Origin of the sequence: Nocardia sp. NPDC049149, from assembly GCF_043197455.1 — a bacterium.
GTDB lineage: Bacteria > Actinomycetota > Actinomycetes > Mycobacteriales > Mycobacteriaceae > Nocardia.
In genome coordinates this window covers 534783-549515 of record NZ_JBICTD010000001.1, presented here as the reverse complement: position 1 = coordinate 549515, position 14733 = coordinate 534783, and the positions used below count along the sequence as shown (strand labels likewise).

The window sequence follows — 14733 nt, the reverse complement described above, 5'->3', positions numbered from 1 at the left end:
GCCTTCTCCGAATTAGGCTGCAGGACAGCGTGTTCCAGGAATGGTCAGGTTGATGAGGTATTCGTCGGCTGCCTTGGTGGTGCATGCCGAGCGGTCGTAGATGCCGTGGCCGTGGCCCTCGTAGGTGAGGAGGGTGGCACGAGGGGTGTTCTTCTCGACCCCGAGCGCCCATTCGTGCGGAGTGGCCGGATCATGCAGTGAGCTGAGGATCAGCACGGGCGGGCCGTCGGTGATCTGTGGCCGGTGCGGAGGGTTCGGTGCGGTGATCGGCCAGCCGGAACACAGAGCGCCTGCGCCCCAGGCGAAGTGGGCACGCAGTGTGCCCGCGTCGGCATTCTGTTCGCGCCACAGGCTTGTCCAGTGTTCTTGGTCGGCGATGTCGAAACGCCAGTCGGAGCAGGCGATGACTTCCGGCATCGGCGCCGGTGCGCCCTGCCGCCGCGGCGTGGCCTGCGGCAGTGGGCTGTTCGCGGGTTGATCCGCCAACGCGCGTAGTTCCGTTGCCAGCCTGGACCATTCAGGCTTATACAACCGTTGGATAACCGTGAAGCTCAGGTCGAACGGCCCCAGCGGCTTGCTGGTGTCCGTCAGGTTGCGGAGTTCATCGCGCGCCGCCTTGGCATACGTATCGTCGAAGATCCGTCTGACATCCGCATCATGCAGCGCGCACTGTTCGTCACGGGCACACCAGGATACGAACTCGCCGAACGTATCCGCGGCCGCCCGTGCCTCGGTAGCCATGAACGCCCGCCCATCCAGACTGTGATCATCCACGCTGTCGAGCACCACCGCCCGCAGATTCTTGGGGAACAACTCCGCATACGCTTGCGCGGGCATCGTCCCGTAAGACCTGCTGTACACACTGATCTGGTCCGCTCCCAACGCCGCCCGCACCGCGTCCACATCCCGCGCCACGCTCACCGCGTCGAGGTGGTCCATCAACGGCCCGGTGTACTGGCGACAACTTGCCGCGAGATCCCGTGCATAAGAACGAACTTCATCGATCCGCCCACCCAAATCCGGCACCAGATTCGGCCGGTGTCCCACCAGCCCCGCATCACACTGCACCGGATGGCTCCGCTTCACCCCACGCGGATCGAGACTGACGATATCGAACCGCTTGCGCAGCTTCTCCGAAAACTTTCCCCCCTTGAGGATTTCATCCACCCCCGAACCTCCAGGCCCGCCAGGCAACGAAACCAAAGTCCCCACCTTGCCCGCCTGATCATCGGCCTGATCCCGCACCACGGCGACCTCGATCTGCGCTCCCGCCGGATCGGCCCAATCCACCGGCACCCGGACCGCCCCACAGTCGAACGCCGCATTCTCCACACACGGCTGCCAACTCACCCCCGGCGCGGACCGCGCCTCAGACGAACAAGCCCCGAGCACTCCCGCACCCAGTCCAACGGCCAGAACCGCAGCCAAACCACGCCGAATAACCATGCCCGAATAGTCGATCCCCACCCCGCCGCACCACATCCCCCCGCCGAGCCACCCACCCTCACCCCCCAGTACTGCACGCACAAAAAAGACCCTGACCAGCAACTACAGTCAGGGTCTTCGTCGCAGAGCCGATGACGGGAATCGAACCCGCGCTGTCTGCTTGGGAAGCAGAAGTTCTACCATTGAACTACATCGGCAGCCGTATCAGAGATACCTCCGAGACTTTAGCAGAACCGCCCCGACCCCGGTAAAGCTCCAGGTAGAACCCTCTGACCTGCGAAGAAGAACTGGATTGCCGGTCGCGAGGCGCGCCCAATCCCTTCCTCGCTCAGTCGGTTACTGTCTCGTGCTCCGGCAACCCACACTTATCTGCTACATCGGCGACAAAGTCATTTCCTGACTCCGAACCTCAGGTGCAGCACTCGCTCACCCTGAATGACCACGTGAGGATCTTCCAGCAGGTGCTGGCCGTCGATATCGCCGAAGAAGCGTTTCCCGGATCCGAACACCACGGGGACCACGTCCATCGCGACCTCGTCGATCAGACCGGCCGCGAGACACTGGCCGCCGACCTGTCCGGCGTTGACAGCGACGGTGCGGTCGCCAGCGAGTTCGCGTGCGGTGGCGATGGCGGCGTGGATGTTGTCGACGAAGTGGTAGGAGGCCTCCGGGTGCCAACCGTCCGGCTTGGGGCGATGCGAGACGACGACCACGTGCTCGCCCGCGGGTGGCTGCCCCTCCCAACCGTTCACCAGGTCGAACAGTGTGCGGCCCATGACGATCGTCCCGATCGACGCCCACGTGGCGCGGACGTAGTCCGCCGAGGCGCGCGCGACCTTGAATCCGGCTCCGCTGCCGGAATGATCGAAGTCCTGCTCGCCTGCGGGTTCTGTGATCGGGGTGTCACCGCTGAAATACCACTCGTGCAGGGGGCCGACGTCGTCGTTCTTGTCGGCGATGAAGCCGTCCACCGACATCACGTTGTGCATGATCACCGTGCTCACAGGGTCTCCTCCGGATCGTTAGGGCGTGGATTCCGATTCTGTGGCACCACTGGGTGCGCAGGCTTGTAAAAAATCACTCGATCGGCATCGGCCCGGCATCCGGCGGGAATCGGTCCTCGGCCGGAAATCTGCGCCGCAGCGCGAGGTAGCCGGTGGGGGTGTGGCCGGTGAAGTCCTTGAACTCCTTGCTGGCGTGCGCCTGATCGAAATACCCTGCGGCGTGCGCGAATTCGGTCCAATCGACCGGGCCGCGCGCGTCGACGGACAGGATCAGGCGAGCGAAACGATAGATGCGGGCCACGCGTTTGGGTGTGACGCCGACATGAGATTTGAATTGTGCGGTCAGATGATTGCCACTCACCCCGGCGGCGTCACCGAGCGCCGCGACCGAGACCGAACCGTAGGACCTCGCCAACCGTGTCCCCACCTGCGCGACCAGGTCGAGGGTGTCCGATCGGCTTTCCACGAGACGCGACCGCAGCTCCTGCTCGACGAGGTCGAGCGCGTCGACGGCAGCGCCGAGCTCGCCGAGGCGACCACGGATTCGCTCCAGCGCGCGCTGCCACACCGCGTCGACCGGCACACAGCGATTCCGCAGTTCGAGCGCCGGAATGTCGGTGAACGCCGAGAGTCCCCATGGCTTGAAATGCACTCCTACCATTCGCACACGGGCCGGATACGCCAACAGGAAACGCTCGGTCCACAACCCCATGAACCACCCGTCGACCAGAGACGCGGACGGCACTGCGAGATCGGGCACAGTCAGCTGGACCGGATCGCCGAGATTGATGAACAAATGCGCCGAAGGCATCGGGGGAACGAGCACGCGGCGATAGCGCGGCACCCCGGACAGGCAGTAGATGTCGTCGATGAACCGATCGAGCGGCGGGCCGGGAACCCGGCCTACGTAGCGCATGCTCCAGTGTCTCGCATCCCGGTAGCGACGTCACGAAACACCGGCATAGCCAACGCGAACCAGTACAGTCTCCGGCGCGGTGTGGGTGGGCACCATAGGATCGGTGCCCGTGCGGAATTTCTTCCACTCGCCTCATCTCGACTGGCCGCAGCTGCGTGGTTCGCTGCATGTGTATGTGCTGCCGGATCCCGAGTTCATCGCCTCGGTGCAGCCTGCGGTAGATGCCGTCGCGGCGTTCGACGGGTGCACTGCGGTCGAACCGCGCTGGCAGCACGCGACGGTCACTCGAATTCCATGGTGGCGCAACGAAGTAGACGCGGAAGTCCTCGAACGTTTCGCCGCCGCACTGGCAGTCGTCGCCGCGGGCACGGTCCCGTTCGCCATCCCGATGCAGGGTCCGTGGCTGCACGAGTACGGCGTAGGCGTGGCCGCTCCCGAAGAGGCGCAATGGAAGCAGCTCTATACCGCTACCCGCGACACCGCCGCGCGAATCTTCGGGACCGAACGCGCGCTGCCTGCGCCGCCGCCGATGCCGCATGTCTCGCTCGGCTACGGCATCGCCGAACGCGACTCGGCCCCGCTGGCGCAGGCACTCTCGACGATCGAGACACCCGCCACACTGACCGTCGATGCCCTGCATTTTCTGTCGGTCGATGTGGACATCGAGGCGGGCACTTTTACGTGGGATGCGCTTTCTTCGCATACCGTAGGGCCGTCGTAAAGACCGACGCCCGCGCAACATGATTCGATGGGCGTGCGATGAACGGTTGCGGGGAGAAAAAGCTGTGAGGACGATGTCGGCGGAGATGGTGAAGTGCCGGGGCTGTGCCAGTGAGTGGCCGCTGGGCGCACATTTGGTTTGCCATTGTCCGCAGTGTCATCAGACGTTCGTGGACGAGCAGTCTGCGACTGCGCATCTGATCGTGAACTACGGTGGCCGAAAACCGTACGTGCGGTGCAAGACTCCCGAAGCCGCAAACCTGGTCGACGCGGGACGGGCGTACCCGTGCTGGCGGCTGCGCGACGCACTACCCGACTGAGCTGAACCAGCGCGGCGAACACCGCTGAACAGTTTGCGTCTGTGGCGGCGATCGCCTTGTCCAGCCGTCAGCTCATACGTATAGGACGACCGTTCGTCAGATGCCGCGCCGTGCGGGGATCCGCCAGCGCATGTTCAGCGATTCGACGCCTCCTGTGCACGCATTTGTTCGGCCGCGGTCGCGACGATCGTGACCGAGTTCGAGTAGTGCGTTCGATCGTGCGAAATAACACAGATCGAGGGACGGAGCCCGGTGAAAGACGGCTCACGCTAACGGGATTCGCGCGCTAGTGTCAGATTTCCGAACGAGGAGCGTCTGATGATCAATTCCCGCGTTGCCCCCGTTGATGGAAACGACAGGCTACGGCGCCCACCGCGGCTGCGCACGATTCGGTTGGGGAGGATGAAGCTGAGCTACGTGCCCGACGGGGCAGTCGGGCTCAAGCCGAGTGGCTGGTTGCCGAATGCCACTGAGCAGGACTGGATCACCTACGCGGACCACCTCGATGAGCACGGACACCTCGTTGCCGGGATCGGCGGGTTGCTGGTGCAACGTGGTCGACGCGCCCTGCTGATCGATGCGGGCATCGGGCCGGTGGTTGCCAAGGACGACTCGCGGAATCCGGTGACGGGCGCGGCACACGGTGGTGCCTTGCTGCGCAACCTGGCTCGTCTCGGAGTCGCCGATCGGATCGAAGCCGTCGCCGTCAGTCACCTGCATCTCGACCATTTCGGGTGGACGCTGCGCGAAGGACCAGGTGGCACCGCACCATTCGGTGCGGCGCGCTATCTGGTGACCGACACCGAATGGGACTGGTGGCATTCGCTCACCCCGGAGCGGATCGACTCGTTCCCGGACTGGGCGAAGGGGAGTCTCGTCACCCCGGACATGCTGGCCGTGATCGCGCCCAGGGTGCAGCGGATCGTCAACGGAGAGGAGATCTTTCCCGGCGTTCGCGCGCAAGTGGTGCCCGGTCACACGGCGGGTCACACGGCATTCGCGATCAAGTCGTTCGGTCGTCGCCTGGTGATGATCGGCGACGCCATGCATACTCCCGCGCAGATCGCCCACCCGGAGTGGTTCTGCGCCGCGGACTTCGATCCCGAAGAAGGTGTCCGCCGCCGCCGCATCCTGATCGATCGCCTGGCCGCCTCCGGTGATCTGGCCTTCGGCATCCATTTCGCCGACGTCCCGTTCGGTCGCGTGCACCGCGACGCCGACGGCCGCACCACCTGGGTGCCGGTCGGCTGAGATGCGCTGAGCGGTCCGGCAATCCGTGGTCACGGATCGCGCGACAACGAGCGTGCCCGCAACTCCGGCACGGCTCGGACCGGATCCTGACGTTGGTCCAGATAACGGTAGGCGCCGTAACAGAGCAGCACCCACAGCGCGCCGATCGCCCACCCGCCGAGCACATCGGTGGGCCAGTGCACCCCGAGGTAGATGCGGGAAAGCCCCACCGCGACAACGAACATCGCGGCACCGATGGCGGCGAGACGGCGCACGACGGGGCGGCGCAGCCGTGGAATCAGCAGCAGCGCAAGAATTCCGACCACGACGATCGACCCGAGACTGTGCCCGGACGGATACGCCGGGTTGGTCTTGACGATGACGTGGTTGATCGCAGGCGGCCGCGGTCGATCGATCAGGTGTTTACCGCCGTCGACGAGCAGCCAGGAGCCGAGCCCCGCGATGACAACCAGCGCGGCAGCCCTGCGCTGCCCGAGCCAGGCGAACACCGCAATGGCCAGTACCGCGAGCACGGTCATCGTGACGGTGCTGCCGACATGAGTGACCGCGATCGCGATCGGCGTCAGCACCCCGTTGCGATGCGCGACGACCCAGTCCGAGATGTGGGGGTCGATCGTGGCGAGTCCGTCCCGATCGAGCACATTGGCGGTGAGCCCGAGGACGAACACGGCGAGCACGCCCGCCAGGACGGTGGGCGCGAGGATCCGAACCGTTGGGGGATTCGAGGTCACCCACCCACCTTCCCATCCGATCCTGAGAACAAACCCCCAGGAGCCGGTCAGAACTTGCTGTAGGCGCCGTCGATGAGCAGGGTGTCGCCGGTGTGGTACGCACTGGCCGGGCTGGCCAGATACACCGCGACCGCCTCGAAATCGGTCGGCCTGCCCCAGCGCCTGGCCGGGATGCGCGGCTTGACCCGTTCCTGGAAGCGGTCCCACGCGAAAACGCCGTCGGTCATGGGGGTTTCTATCCAGCCGGGCAGCACCGAATTGGCACGAATGCCCTCTTTGCCGAGTTCGACGGCGATGGAGTTCATCATGGCGATCAGCCCGGCCTTGCTCGCCGCGTAGGACTGGCCGCGTGGCACGCCCTGCCTGGCCGCCAGGCTCGCGGTGCCGACCAGGCTGCCGCCCTCGCCCTGGGCGACCATGACTTTGGCGGCCTCGCGCAGGGTGACGAAGGCGGCGTCGAGATTGATCGAGGTGACGCGCCGGAACTCGGCGAGATCGGTGTCGATGAACGGAGTGATGCCTTGCGCCACACCGGCATTGACGAAGCAGGAATCGATGCGACCGAGCTCGTCGGCGGCCAGTGCGATGGTGTCGATCACCTGCTTTTCCTCGCCGACATCGCAGGTGAGCGCCAGCACCCGGCCGCCGTAGGCGCGCAGGATGTCGGCGGCATCGGCATTGCGTTCCTTGTTGCGTCCCACGATGCACACGTCGGCGCCTGCGCGCGCGAGCCCGCGGGCGAAGCCGAGACCGATGCCGGAATTGCCTCCGGTGATGATGGCCACGTGGCCGGTCAGATCGAACAGCGGAGCGTCGGTCATGCGTCATCCCTTCGTCGCGGGCGTCCCTGCCCGAACGAGTGCGAGGATAGTGCTCTAACCGTGTCGCCGCGCCTCGACGATGACCTTGTGGGTACCGCCGAGCCGCCACCTCCCTCGGCCATGACCGCTCGACCGCCGTGCGGCTGAGGAGCACCGGCGAGCAGGCGCTACGCTGCTTGCCGTGCTGCTTTCCGATCGTGACATCCGTGCGGAGATCGCCGCTGGGCGTCTCGGCGTCGAGCCGCTGTTGGAGAACCTGATCCAGCCGTCGAGTATCGACGTGCGACTGGACGGGATGTTCCGGGTCTTCGACAACTCCCGCTACACCCACATCGATCCCGCGCAACGTCAGGACGAGCTGACCAGCCTCGTCGAGCCTGCCGATGGTGAGCCGTTCGTGCTGCACCCCGGCGAGTTCGTGCTCGGCTCCACGCTCGAGGTGTGCACGCTGCCCGACGATCTGGCCGGTCGGCTGGAGGGCAAGTCGAGTCTCGGCAGGCTAGGCCTGCTGACGCATTCGACCGCTGGGTTCATCGATCCCGGCTTCAGCGGCCACATCACGCTGGAACTGTCGAATGTGGCCAACCTGCCGATCACCCTGTGGCCCGGCATGAAGATCGGCCAGCTGTGCCTGCTCCGGCTGACCAGCCCGGCCGAGCACCCGTACGGCAGCGCCACCGCAGGCTCGAAGTATCAGGGCCAGCGGGGGCCGACACCGTCGAAGTCCTACCTCAACTTCCCGTTGCCGCCCGCGGTGGTGGACGCCGCGGAATCGCGGTAGATCTCAGCGCTACTCGGCGGGTTCGCGGACCGGTTGTGCCTGCGCAGGCACCGGCGTCTTCCGGAAGTGCCGACGGCTCGACGTCGTGGCCCACAGGAGCGACAGCACGACGATCGTCAGCACCCAGCCTGCGATCAGCGCCAGATGTACCCCGGCACTGGGGAACATCACCCACACGACGAACCGCCCGAGGAATTGGCAGGCGAGCAAGAAGGTGATCAGCACTCGCGTCCAGTTCCTGCCGTGCAAGAGTGGCAGCACAAGGGCGGCGTAGAGCGGTGCGTTGATCACGTGGAAGACGGTGCCCACGTTCCAGCTGAACGGTGAGAGCACAAGGACGAGAACATGATTGATCGCGTGAAAGAGCACGCCAATGGCGGCGATACGCACGGTGATCGGTGCAGCGAACATCGTCAGACATCCTTCGTGGTCGAGGTCCGCCACACGCTATGTCCCGAGCACTGCCGAGGTATTGGACGAATGGGACATCAGCCGCCGAGCAACCGGCCAGGCGGCGATCCGGCAAAACGCTGGAAGTCCCTGATCAGATGGGATTGGTCGTAGTAGCCGAACTCGTCTGCGAGCAGGCTCATGTCACGCGCGGGCTCGCGCACCAGCGCGGTGAGTGCCGCGGAGAAGCGGAGCAGCGAACCGTAGTCCTTCGGCGGCAGGCCGACCTGCTCGGCGAAGCGGCGCCGGAAATGCCGCTGGCTCCAGCCGCTTTCCGAGACGAGGGCGGCCACCGGCAGCAGGCCGTTCGAGGTGCGCAGTTGCCGGATCGCGTGGGTGATCGCCCGGTCTTCTTGGTCGTCTGCCGCCGCCGAACGTTCGCGGAGATAGGCGGCGACCATGGCGAATCGGGCGGGCCAGGTGGGTGTTTCGGCGAGGCGCTCGGTCAGCGAGCGCACGGACTTGCCGAGGATCTCGGTGAGATCCGTTGCTTCGTTGCGCAGCTCGTCCATCGGGACACCGAGCAGCCGTCGCGCGGTCAGCGGATCGAGTTGCACCTGGACGCTGCGCATCCGCCCGGAGTGCCCGGCCATGCCTGCCCGATCGTGCAGCCCGATGACGAGCGCGGTGGGGTCCAGGCTGCGTCCTTCGAAGGTCCCCTCCAGCGCGAACACGATCTTGACGGTGCCACCGGGAATCTTCCTGCGCCGCACCGGGTTCGGCTCGGTCACATCGAAGCCGTAGCAGCGGACGATGTCGAGGCCTGCGAACGCTGTTGCCGGTGCGGGTACCAGCTCGCGGGTGCACACCTGGAAGGTCCCGCGTAGGTCACTCAGCCGGTCGCCGCCCATTCCTCGAATGTAGATGCGGCCGCCGCACCGTGCTCGGCCTAACGAAAGCCGACCCGGCGATAGCCGCTCTGACGCGCACCGACCCAGCGCACGCCGACCTGGCGAAAGCCGTTCTGGCGGAAGGCGAGCCAGCGCGGACCGCCGTCGCGAAAACCGCGGACTCCGACCCGAGTCCGCCCCGTCGACTGCCAGGAAAAGGGGCGGACTCGGCCCGGTGTGGCGCCGGGCGGCAACGGGAACCGATCGCGGCGCGTGATCAGTCCCCGCCGCCCGCTCCCACCGCCAGCGCCGTCGTGATGATGACGGATAGCGGAGGAAGCGTGTCGCCGCGTCTCGGCGGGGATACCCAGAAGCACCCTTCCCGGGTCCACCTGCCGAGTCCGGTCGGCAACATCACGGCACTGCCAATGGCCGGAATGCCGATGTCGAGGCGGTTGAGCACCTCCAACACCTGCGTTCCCGGCCTGCTGTCCGGTTCGGCGAGAAAGCTCCACCGGATCTGCCTGGCCAGCATGGGCCCCCTGGTCCCCTGCTGTTCCAGTGCGGCCCGTACCTTTTCGGCACGAGCGGTCGGCAAGTGGACGACGCAGACGCGAGCGGTGATCGGCAACATGACGAATCCGCCACGTTCGGTTACGGGTAGTCCGAACTCGTGCCGGTAGAACGCCACCCAATCGTCAACAGTCCTGAGTTTCTCCACATTCACGGCGAACTCCTTGCCTCCCGTCCTCAAGGGTCCCGGTACAACCCGTGATTCGGTATTGCCCGCACGCCCGCCTTCTGCTGCCCTTCCGCTGCCTCTGATACCAGCTCTGTTTCGTATGTAGCCGTGCCAACAAACCCCTCGTACCCTGGGGAAGGAGTGCTTTCGGAAGGGATGACATCGTGGTCCGGCAATGGTCAGGTAAAGAGGCCCGTGCCCTTCGCGATGCCAAGCGCATGAGCATCAGGCAGTTTGCGGCCCATCTCGGTGTGCATGAACGTCTGGTATCGAAGTGGGAGGCCGGTGGCGTCCGAGTCCATCCGCGTCCGATCAATCAAGCCGCTCTCGATACCTCCCTTGCCAGGTCCGATGACGTTGTGCGGGCACGGTTTGCGGCAATGATCGATCAGCCGGTGGCTGATCGACCGTCCGCGCCTGGATTCGATGCGCCTGCCGATAGCTCGGCGCGCGCCCAATATTCGAGCGACGCGGACCTTTTGGCTCTCATAGATGCCGGTGCGATGAGAGGTGAAGCGTTAGCAGCAATTTCGGAGAGGGATCTGATCATGGCGGCTGCCCATGAGGCCAGCGAACACGCCGGCCAGGCGGAGAGCACGAACGTGGGTGCGACCACTTTGGAACAGCTCGACGCCGACGTCACGCGCATTGCGAATGACTATGTACACATCCCGCCGGTGCCGATGATGGTTGAGATGCTGCGGGTTCGGCGTCGGGTGTACCGACTGCTGGAAGGCCATCAGCGCCCCGCCGATACCAGCCATCTGTATCTGCTGGCGGGCACGCTGTCGGGTCTGCTCGCCAACGCGAGCACCGACCTCGGCTACTTCGATGCGGCGGGCGAGCAGATCAGAGCGGCGTGGGCCTACTCCGAACTGTGCGGTCACAACGGGCTCCGGGCGTGGAGCCGCGGCATGCACGCGCTCATCGAGTACAAGTCGGAGCGTCCGCGCCGCGCGGTGCAGCTGGCGCAAAGCGGTCAAGAGTTCGCCGAGTCGGCGACCGCGAAGGTTCGGCTGCTCAATATCGAGGCGCGCATCTGGTCGCGGCTCGGCAGCCAATCCGACGCCGATCGGTGCATCCGCGCCGCCGACGACGCCCGCGATGTGCCCGAGACCGACACACTGCACGACGACGTCGGCGGCGTGTTCGGGTTCAACGACGCCAAGGCGCATTACTACGCGGGCGCGACCTACATCCATCTCGGTCAGGCCGAGCCGGCACTGGCCGCCACGCAGCGCGCGATCGAGCTGTATGCGAGCGGCCCCTCCGAGCAGCGTTCCTATGGCGCCGAATCGCTGGCCAGGATCGATTGTGCTGCGGCACACCTGATCAACGGCAGCCTCGACGGCGCGGCCGAAGCGCTGCGCCCGGTGCTCGGGCTCGCCGAGGAGAAGCGCATCGCCCAGTTGGAGGAGCGGCTGACCGGCGTGCGCAGGCGCATCGCGGGCCCGGACTTCCGCGATGCGGTCGAGGCGCGCTTCCTCGACGAGCAGATCGAAGAGTTCTGCGGCGCCACCGCCGCGAAGGGGATACCGCCTGGCAACCCGGCTTCCTGAGGTTCTCGTCACACAACGAGCCGCGGCGACAGGCTTGCCGCGGTCGCCCCAGTAAAAAACGGGCAATTGATACAAGCAGGCCGATTATCTGTTTGCGGTGGGTGGCACCATGGGACGGGTGAGCCCAAGTCATCGACCGCCGCGTGTGCTGGAGCAGTCCACGAAACTGCAGAACGTCGTCTACGAGATCCGTGGACCGGTACACGCGCAGGCGGCACGGCTGGAGGCGGAGGGTCACCGGATCCTCAAGCTCAACATCGGCAACCCCGCCCCGTTCGGTTTCGAGGCGCCCGACGTGATCATGCGCGACATCATCGCGGCGCTCCCGTATGCCCAGGGCTACTCCGAGTCCAAGGGCATCCTGTCGGCCAGGCGCGCGATCGTCACCCGCTACGAGCTGGTGCCCGGCTTCCCCGAGCTGGATGTGGACGACGTCTATCTCGGCAACGGCGTCTCCGAGCTGATCACCATCACCATGCAGGCGTTGCTCGACAACGGCGACGAGGTGTTGATCCCGGCGCCGGACTACCCGCTGTGGACCGCGATGACCAGCCTGGCCGGTGGCACGCCGGTGCACTACCTGTGCGACGAGTCCAGCGGCTGGCAGCCCGACATCGCGGATATCGAATCCAAGATCACCGAGAAGACCAAGGCGCTTTTGGTGATCAATCCGAATAATCCGACGGGTGCGGTGTATTCCGCGGAAATTCTCCAGCAGCTCGCGGATATCGCGCGCAAGCACCAGTTGTTGCTGCTCGCCGACGAGATCTACGACAAGATCCTCTACGACGACGCGAAGCATATTTCGCTGGCTTCGGTGGCCCCTGACCTGCTGTGCCTGACCTTCAACGGACTGTCCAAGGCGTACCGGGTGGCGGGGTATCGCTCTGGGTGGCTTGCGATTACCGGTCCGAGGGAGTCCGCGCGGGGGTTCCTCGAGGGCATCGATCTGCTCGCCTCGTCCAGGCTGTGCCCGAATGTGCCTGCGCAGCATGCGATTCAGGTCGCGCTCGGCGGGCATCAGAGCATCGAGGATCTGATCCTGCCCGGCGGTCGGCTGCTGGAGCAGCGCGATGTCGCGTGGGAACGGCTCAACATGATCCCCGGCGTCTCGTGTGTGAAGCCGAAGGGCGCGCTGTACGCGTTCCCCAAGCTGGACCCGAATGTGCATGAGATCCATGACGATTCGAAGTTGATCCTGGATCTGCTGCTGCAGGAGAAGATCCTGATGGTGCAGGGGACCGGCTTCAACTGGCCCAACCATGATCATGTGCGGATCGTGACGCTGCCGTGGGCCAGGGACCTCGCGGTCGCCATCGAGCGCTTCGGCAACTTCCTGGCCAGCTACCGCCAATAGGTTGCGCGACACATTGCAGCAACCGCAACGCCCTGCTTCAGGCTCCTAAACAGACCAACGGTCTGGATAGATGCGAGATTTAGAGACCATCTAGCGCAAAAGAAGTACTTTTGTGTACAGTAGGACTCGGCACTTTCGAGTGCCCGGTCGGGTTACCTACCCCCCTGGGTTAACCCGATCTCGGGTTCGGCCGCCTACCCCCCTGGGCCGCCGGCCTGCGGGCGGCGGAGACATCCCCCTGCTCTCCGCCGCCCCCTCCGAACCCCTTCGCGCAGGCTCTGCCGCCGACTTCCGCTGGTCGATTCCGCCTCGCCCCCGCGTATTTGAAAATGAAATCCTTTAAGCTCGCCTGGTGAGCGACCACCATCACCACCACGATCACTCCGGACCCATCGCGATCGGCGACACCGCCGCGCGCGTCGTGATCGGATTGCTCAGCGTCATCGGTGTTCTCGTGGTGCTCGGCACCATCCTGCTCTGGCCGAGCAAACAACACATCGACATCCCGCTGCCCATGCAGAACGCGGGCGGCGGTGCGGTGCAGACCGAGGCGGGCACGGTGATCCTGCAAGACATCGGGCCGTGCGGCAGTTCGTCGATCGGCAAGGTTTTCGTGGACAAGCCGGAGGCGCCGCGCAGTGACGCCTACACCTGCCAGCGCAGCCTGATCGACATCCAGTCCGGCCCGCACAAGGGCAATCGCACGCTGCTCGAGATCCCGCCGGGCCCAGGCCAGCCCGATCTGCATGCCGGAGACAGCCTGCGGCTGGTGCGGCAGACCGATCCGAGCGGCACCCCGATGTACTCGTTCGAGGACTACGCGCGCGGGCTGCCGCTGATGTTGATCGTGCTGGTCTTCGTCGTGGTGATCGTGGTGGTGGCGCGCTGGCGCGGGCTGCGCGCGCTGCTCGGGCTGGTGTTCGCCTTCGCGGTGCTGGTGATGTTCATGCTGCCCGCACTACTGGACGGCAAGCCCGCGATTCCGGTCGCGCTGGTCGCCGGGGCGCTGATCCTTTACGCCGTGCTGTATCTCGCGCACGGGGTCAACTTGCGCACCAGTTCGGCGCTGCTCGGGACGCTGACGTCGATGATCGTCGCGGCGGTGCTGTCATGGGTCGCCATCGAGATGACCCATCTCACAGGTCTGTCCGAGGAACAGAACACCAACGTCGCCACCTATATCGAGCACGTGAGCATCACCGGACTGTTGTTGGCCGGGTTCATCATCGGCTCGCTCGGCGTGCTCAACGACGTCACCATCACCCAGGCGTCGGCGGCCTTCGAGCTGGCCGCGCTCGACGAATCCGCTTCGCGTCGCGAGGTTTTCACCGCAGCCATGCGGGTCGGCCGAGACCACATCGCGAGCACCGTGTACACCCTGGTGCTCGCCTACGCCGGTGGTGCGCTGCCGTTGCTGCTGCTGTTCAGCGTCGCGGGCCGGTCGATCCGCGACGTGCTCACCGGCGACGCGGTCGCGATCGAGATCGCCCGCTCGTCCGTCGGCGGCATCGCCCTCGCCCTGTCCGTCCCGCTGACCACCGCCATCGCGGTCATGCTCGCCCGGCCGTTCGGTAGTCGCAAGGCGCCTGCAGGGCCTGCACGCCGCGCCAGGCACGCGCGCTGAACTCGAGCATGACCGCTTCGTTCGGCCAGGGTCGGCTGATGCAAACGTGAGCCGTCGGTTATCTTGCAGCTTCCGGCGGTGAATTCCTTTGCTGGAGTGGGTGAATGCAAATTAGACAATGGGGATGATCCGGCACGTGGCCGATGCCGCCGCGCACCGCGTCGACGCCGCAACGCAATTC

At 65.5% G+C, this 14733-nt stretch carries 15 protein-coding genes and 1 tRNA gene; 7 read left to right on the top strand and 9 right to left on the bottom strand.

What is annotated here, in order from left to right:
- Positions 1-12 precede the first annotated feature (12 nt).
- From ACGFNJ_RS02660 to ACGFNJ_RS02645, 4 genes are all read right to left on the bottom strand, one after another.
- Positions 13-1548: an alpha/beta hydrolase gene (locus tag ACGFNJ_RS02660; RefSeq protein WP_393442609.1), complete on the bottom strand. Its 1536-nt coding sequence runs from the start codon at positions 1546-1548 to the stop codon at positions 13-15.
- Positions 1549-1572: 24 nt separating this feature from the next.
- Positions 1573-1643: transfer RNA gene (locus tag ACGFNJ_RS02655), tRNA-Gly, on the bottom strand.
- A 192-nt stretch (positions 1644-1835) separates the two neighbouring features.
- The gene (locus ACGFNJ_RS02650) at positions 1836-2450 is read right to left on the bottom strand and encodes a dihydrofolate reductase family protein (RefSeq protein ID WP_393442607.1); all 615 of its coding nucleotides are present in this window, start codon (positions 2448-2450) and stop codon (positions 1836-1838) included.
- Between the two features lie 73 nt (positions 2451-2523).
- The gene (locus ACGFNJ_RS02645) at positions 2524-3366 is read right to left on the bottom strand and encodes a DUF6597 domain-containing transcriptional factor (RefSeq protein ID WP_393442605.1); all 843 of its coding nucleotides are present in this window, start codon (positions 3364-3366) and stop codon (positions 2524-2526) included.
- Between the two features lie 103 nt (positions 3367-3469).
- Here ACGFNJ_RS02645 and ACGFNJ_RS02640 point away from each other — a divergent pair, with 103 nt between their 5' ends.
- The 3 genes from ACGFNJ_RS02640 (at position 3470) to ACGFNJ_RS02630 (ending at position 5657) form a co-directional block, all read left to right on the top strand.
- A complete protein-coding gene (locus ACGFNJ_RS02640; protein ID WP_393442603.1) occupies positions 3470-4087 on the top strand; it encodes a 2'-5' RNA ligase family protein in 618 nt (205 codons plus the stop codon).
- 169 nt (positions 4088-4256) lie between these two features.
- A complete protein-coding gene (locus ACGFNJ_RS02635; protein WP_393442601.1) occupies positions 4257-4406 on the top strand; it encodes a hypothetical protein in 150 nt (49 codons plus the stop codon).
- A gap of 402 nt (positions 4407-4808) precedes the next feature.
- On the top strand, positions 4809-5657 hold the full coding sequence (locus ACGFNJ_RS02630; RefSeq protein ID WP_393442599.1) for an MBL fold metallo-hydrolase: 849 nt from the start codon (positions 4809-4811) through the stop codon (positions 5655-5657).
- 29 nt (positions 5658-5686) lie between these two features.
- On the opposite strand, the gene ACGFNJ_RS02625 is transcribed toward ACGFNJ_RS02630, so the two are convergent.
- Together ACGFNJ_RS02625 and ACGFNJ_RS02620 are read right to left on the bottom strand one after the other, a co-directional pair.
- Positions 5687-6388 carry a phosphatase PAP2 family protein gene (locus ACGFNJ_RS02625; RefSeq protein ID WP_393442597.1) on the bottom strand — a complete coding sequence of 234 codons (702 nt, stop codon included), beginning with the start codon at positions 6386-6388 and terminating at the stop codon, positions 5687-5689.
- A 47-nt stretch (positions 6389-6435) separates the two neighbouring features.
- Complete coding sequence (locus ACGFNJ_RS02620; protein ID WP_393442595.1) at positions 6436-7209, bottom strand: SDR family NAD(P)-dependent oxidoreductase; 774 nt, start codon at positions 7207-7209, stop codon at positions 6436-6438.
- Between the two features lie 181 nt (positions 7210-7390).
- Here ACGFNJ_RS02620 and dcd point away from each other — a divergent pair, with 181 nt between their 5' ends.
- A complete protein-coding gene (gene dcd / locus ACGFNJ_RS02615) occupies positions 7391-7990 on the top strand; it encodes a dCTP deaminase (protein ID WP_393442593.1) in 600 nt (199 codons plus the stop codon).
- 9 nt (positions 7991-7999) lie between these two features.
- On the opposite strand, the gene ACGFNJ_RS02610 is transcribed toward dcd, so the two are convergent.
- From ACGFNJ_RS02610 to ACGFNJ_RS02600, 3 genes are all read right to left on the bottom strand, one after another.
- On the bottom strand, positions 8000-8401 hold the full coding sequence (locus ACGFNJ_RS02610; RefSeq protein ID WP_393442591.1) for a hypothetical protein: 402 nt from the start codon (positions 8399-8401) through the stop codon (positions 8000-8002).
- A gap of 77 nt (positions 8402-8478) precedes the next feature.
- Positions 8479-9291 carry a helix-turn-helix domain-containing protein gene (locus ACGFNJ_RS02605; RefSeq protein WP_393442589.1) on the bottom strand — a complete coding sequence of 271 codons (813 nt, stop codon included), beginning with the start codon at positions 9289-9291 and terminating at the stop codon, positions 8479-8481.
- Between the two features lie 256 nt (positions 9292-9547).
- A complete protein-coding gene (locus ACGFNJ_RS02600) occupies positions 9548-9997 on the bottom strand; it encodes a hypothetical protein (RefSeq protein ID WP_069163083.1) in 450 nt (149 codons plus the stop codon).
- 563 nt (positions 9998-10560) lie between these two features.
- Between ACGFNJ_RS02600 and ACGFNJ_RS02595 the strand changes: the two genes are divergently transcribed.
- From ACGFNJ_RS02595 to ACGFNJ_RS02585, 3 genes are all read left to right on the top strand, one after another.
- Positions 10561-11571 carry an XRE family transcriptional regulator gene (locus tag ACGFNJ_RS02595; protein WP_393442587.1) on the top strand — a complete coding sequence of 337 codons (1011 nt, stop codon included), beginning with the start codon at positions 10561-10563 and terminating at the stop codon, positions 11569-11571.
- Between the two features lie 109 nt (positions 11572-11680).
- A complete protein-coding gene (locus tag ACGFNJ_RS02590) occupies positions 11681-12928 on the top strand; it encodes a pyridoxal phosphate-dependent aminotransferase (RefSeq protein ID WP_393442585.1) in 1248 nt (415 codons plus the stop codon).
- 352 nt (positions 12929-13280) lie between these two features.
- A complete protein-coding gene (locus tag ACGFNJ_RS02585) occupies positions 13281-14552 on the top strand; it encodes a YibE/F family protein (protein ID WP_393442583.1) in 1272 nt (423 codons plus the stop codon).
- Positions 14553-14733: the final 181 nt, after the last annotated feature.

Excerpts from the sequence above, each read along its gene's own strand:
- ACGFNJ_RS02645 (WP_393442605.1), bottom strand. The coding sequence starts at position 3,366 with ATGCGCTACGTAGGCCGGGTTCCCGGCCCGCCGCTCGATCGGTTCATC.
- ACGFNJ_RS02630 (WP_393442599.1), top strand. The coding sequence starts at position 4,809 with ATGAAGCTGAGCTACGTGCCCGACGGGGCAGTCGGGCTCAAGCCGAGT.
- ACGFNJ_RS02620 (WP_393442595.1), bottom strand. The coding sequence starts at position 7,209 with ATGACCGACGCTCCGCTGTTCGATCTGACCGGCCACGTGGCCATCATC.
- ACGFNJ_RS02610 (WP_393442591.1), bottom strand. The coding sequence starts at position 8,401 with ATGTTCGCTGCACCGATCACCGTGCGTATCGCCGCCATTGGCGTGCTC.
- ACGFNJ_RS02605 (WP_393442589.1), bottom strand. The coding sequence starts at position 9,291 with ATGGGCGGCGACCGGCTGAGTGACCTACGCGGGACCTTCCAGGTGTGC.
- ACGFNJ_RS02595 (WP_393442587.1), top strand. The coding sequence starts at position 10,561 with ATGGCGGCTGCCCATGAGGCCAGCGAACACGCCGGCCAGGCGGAGAGC.
- ACGFNJ_RS02590 (WP_393442585.1), top strand. The coding sequence starts at position 11,681 with ATGGGACGGGTGAGCCCAAGTCATCGACCGCCGCGTGTGCTGGAGCAG.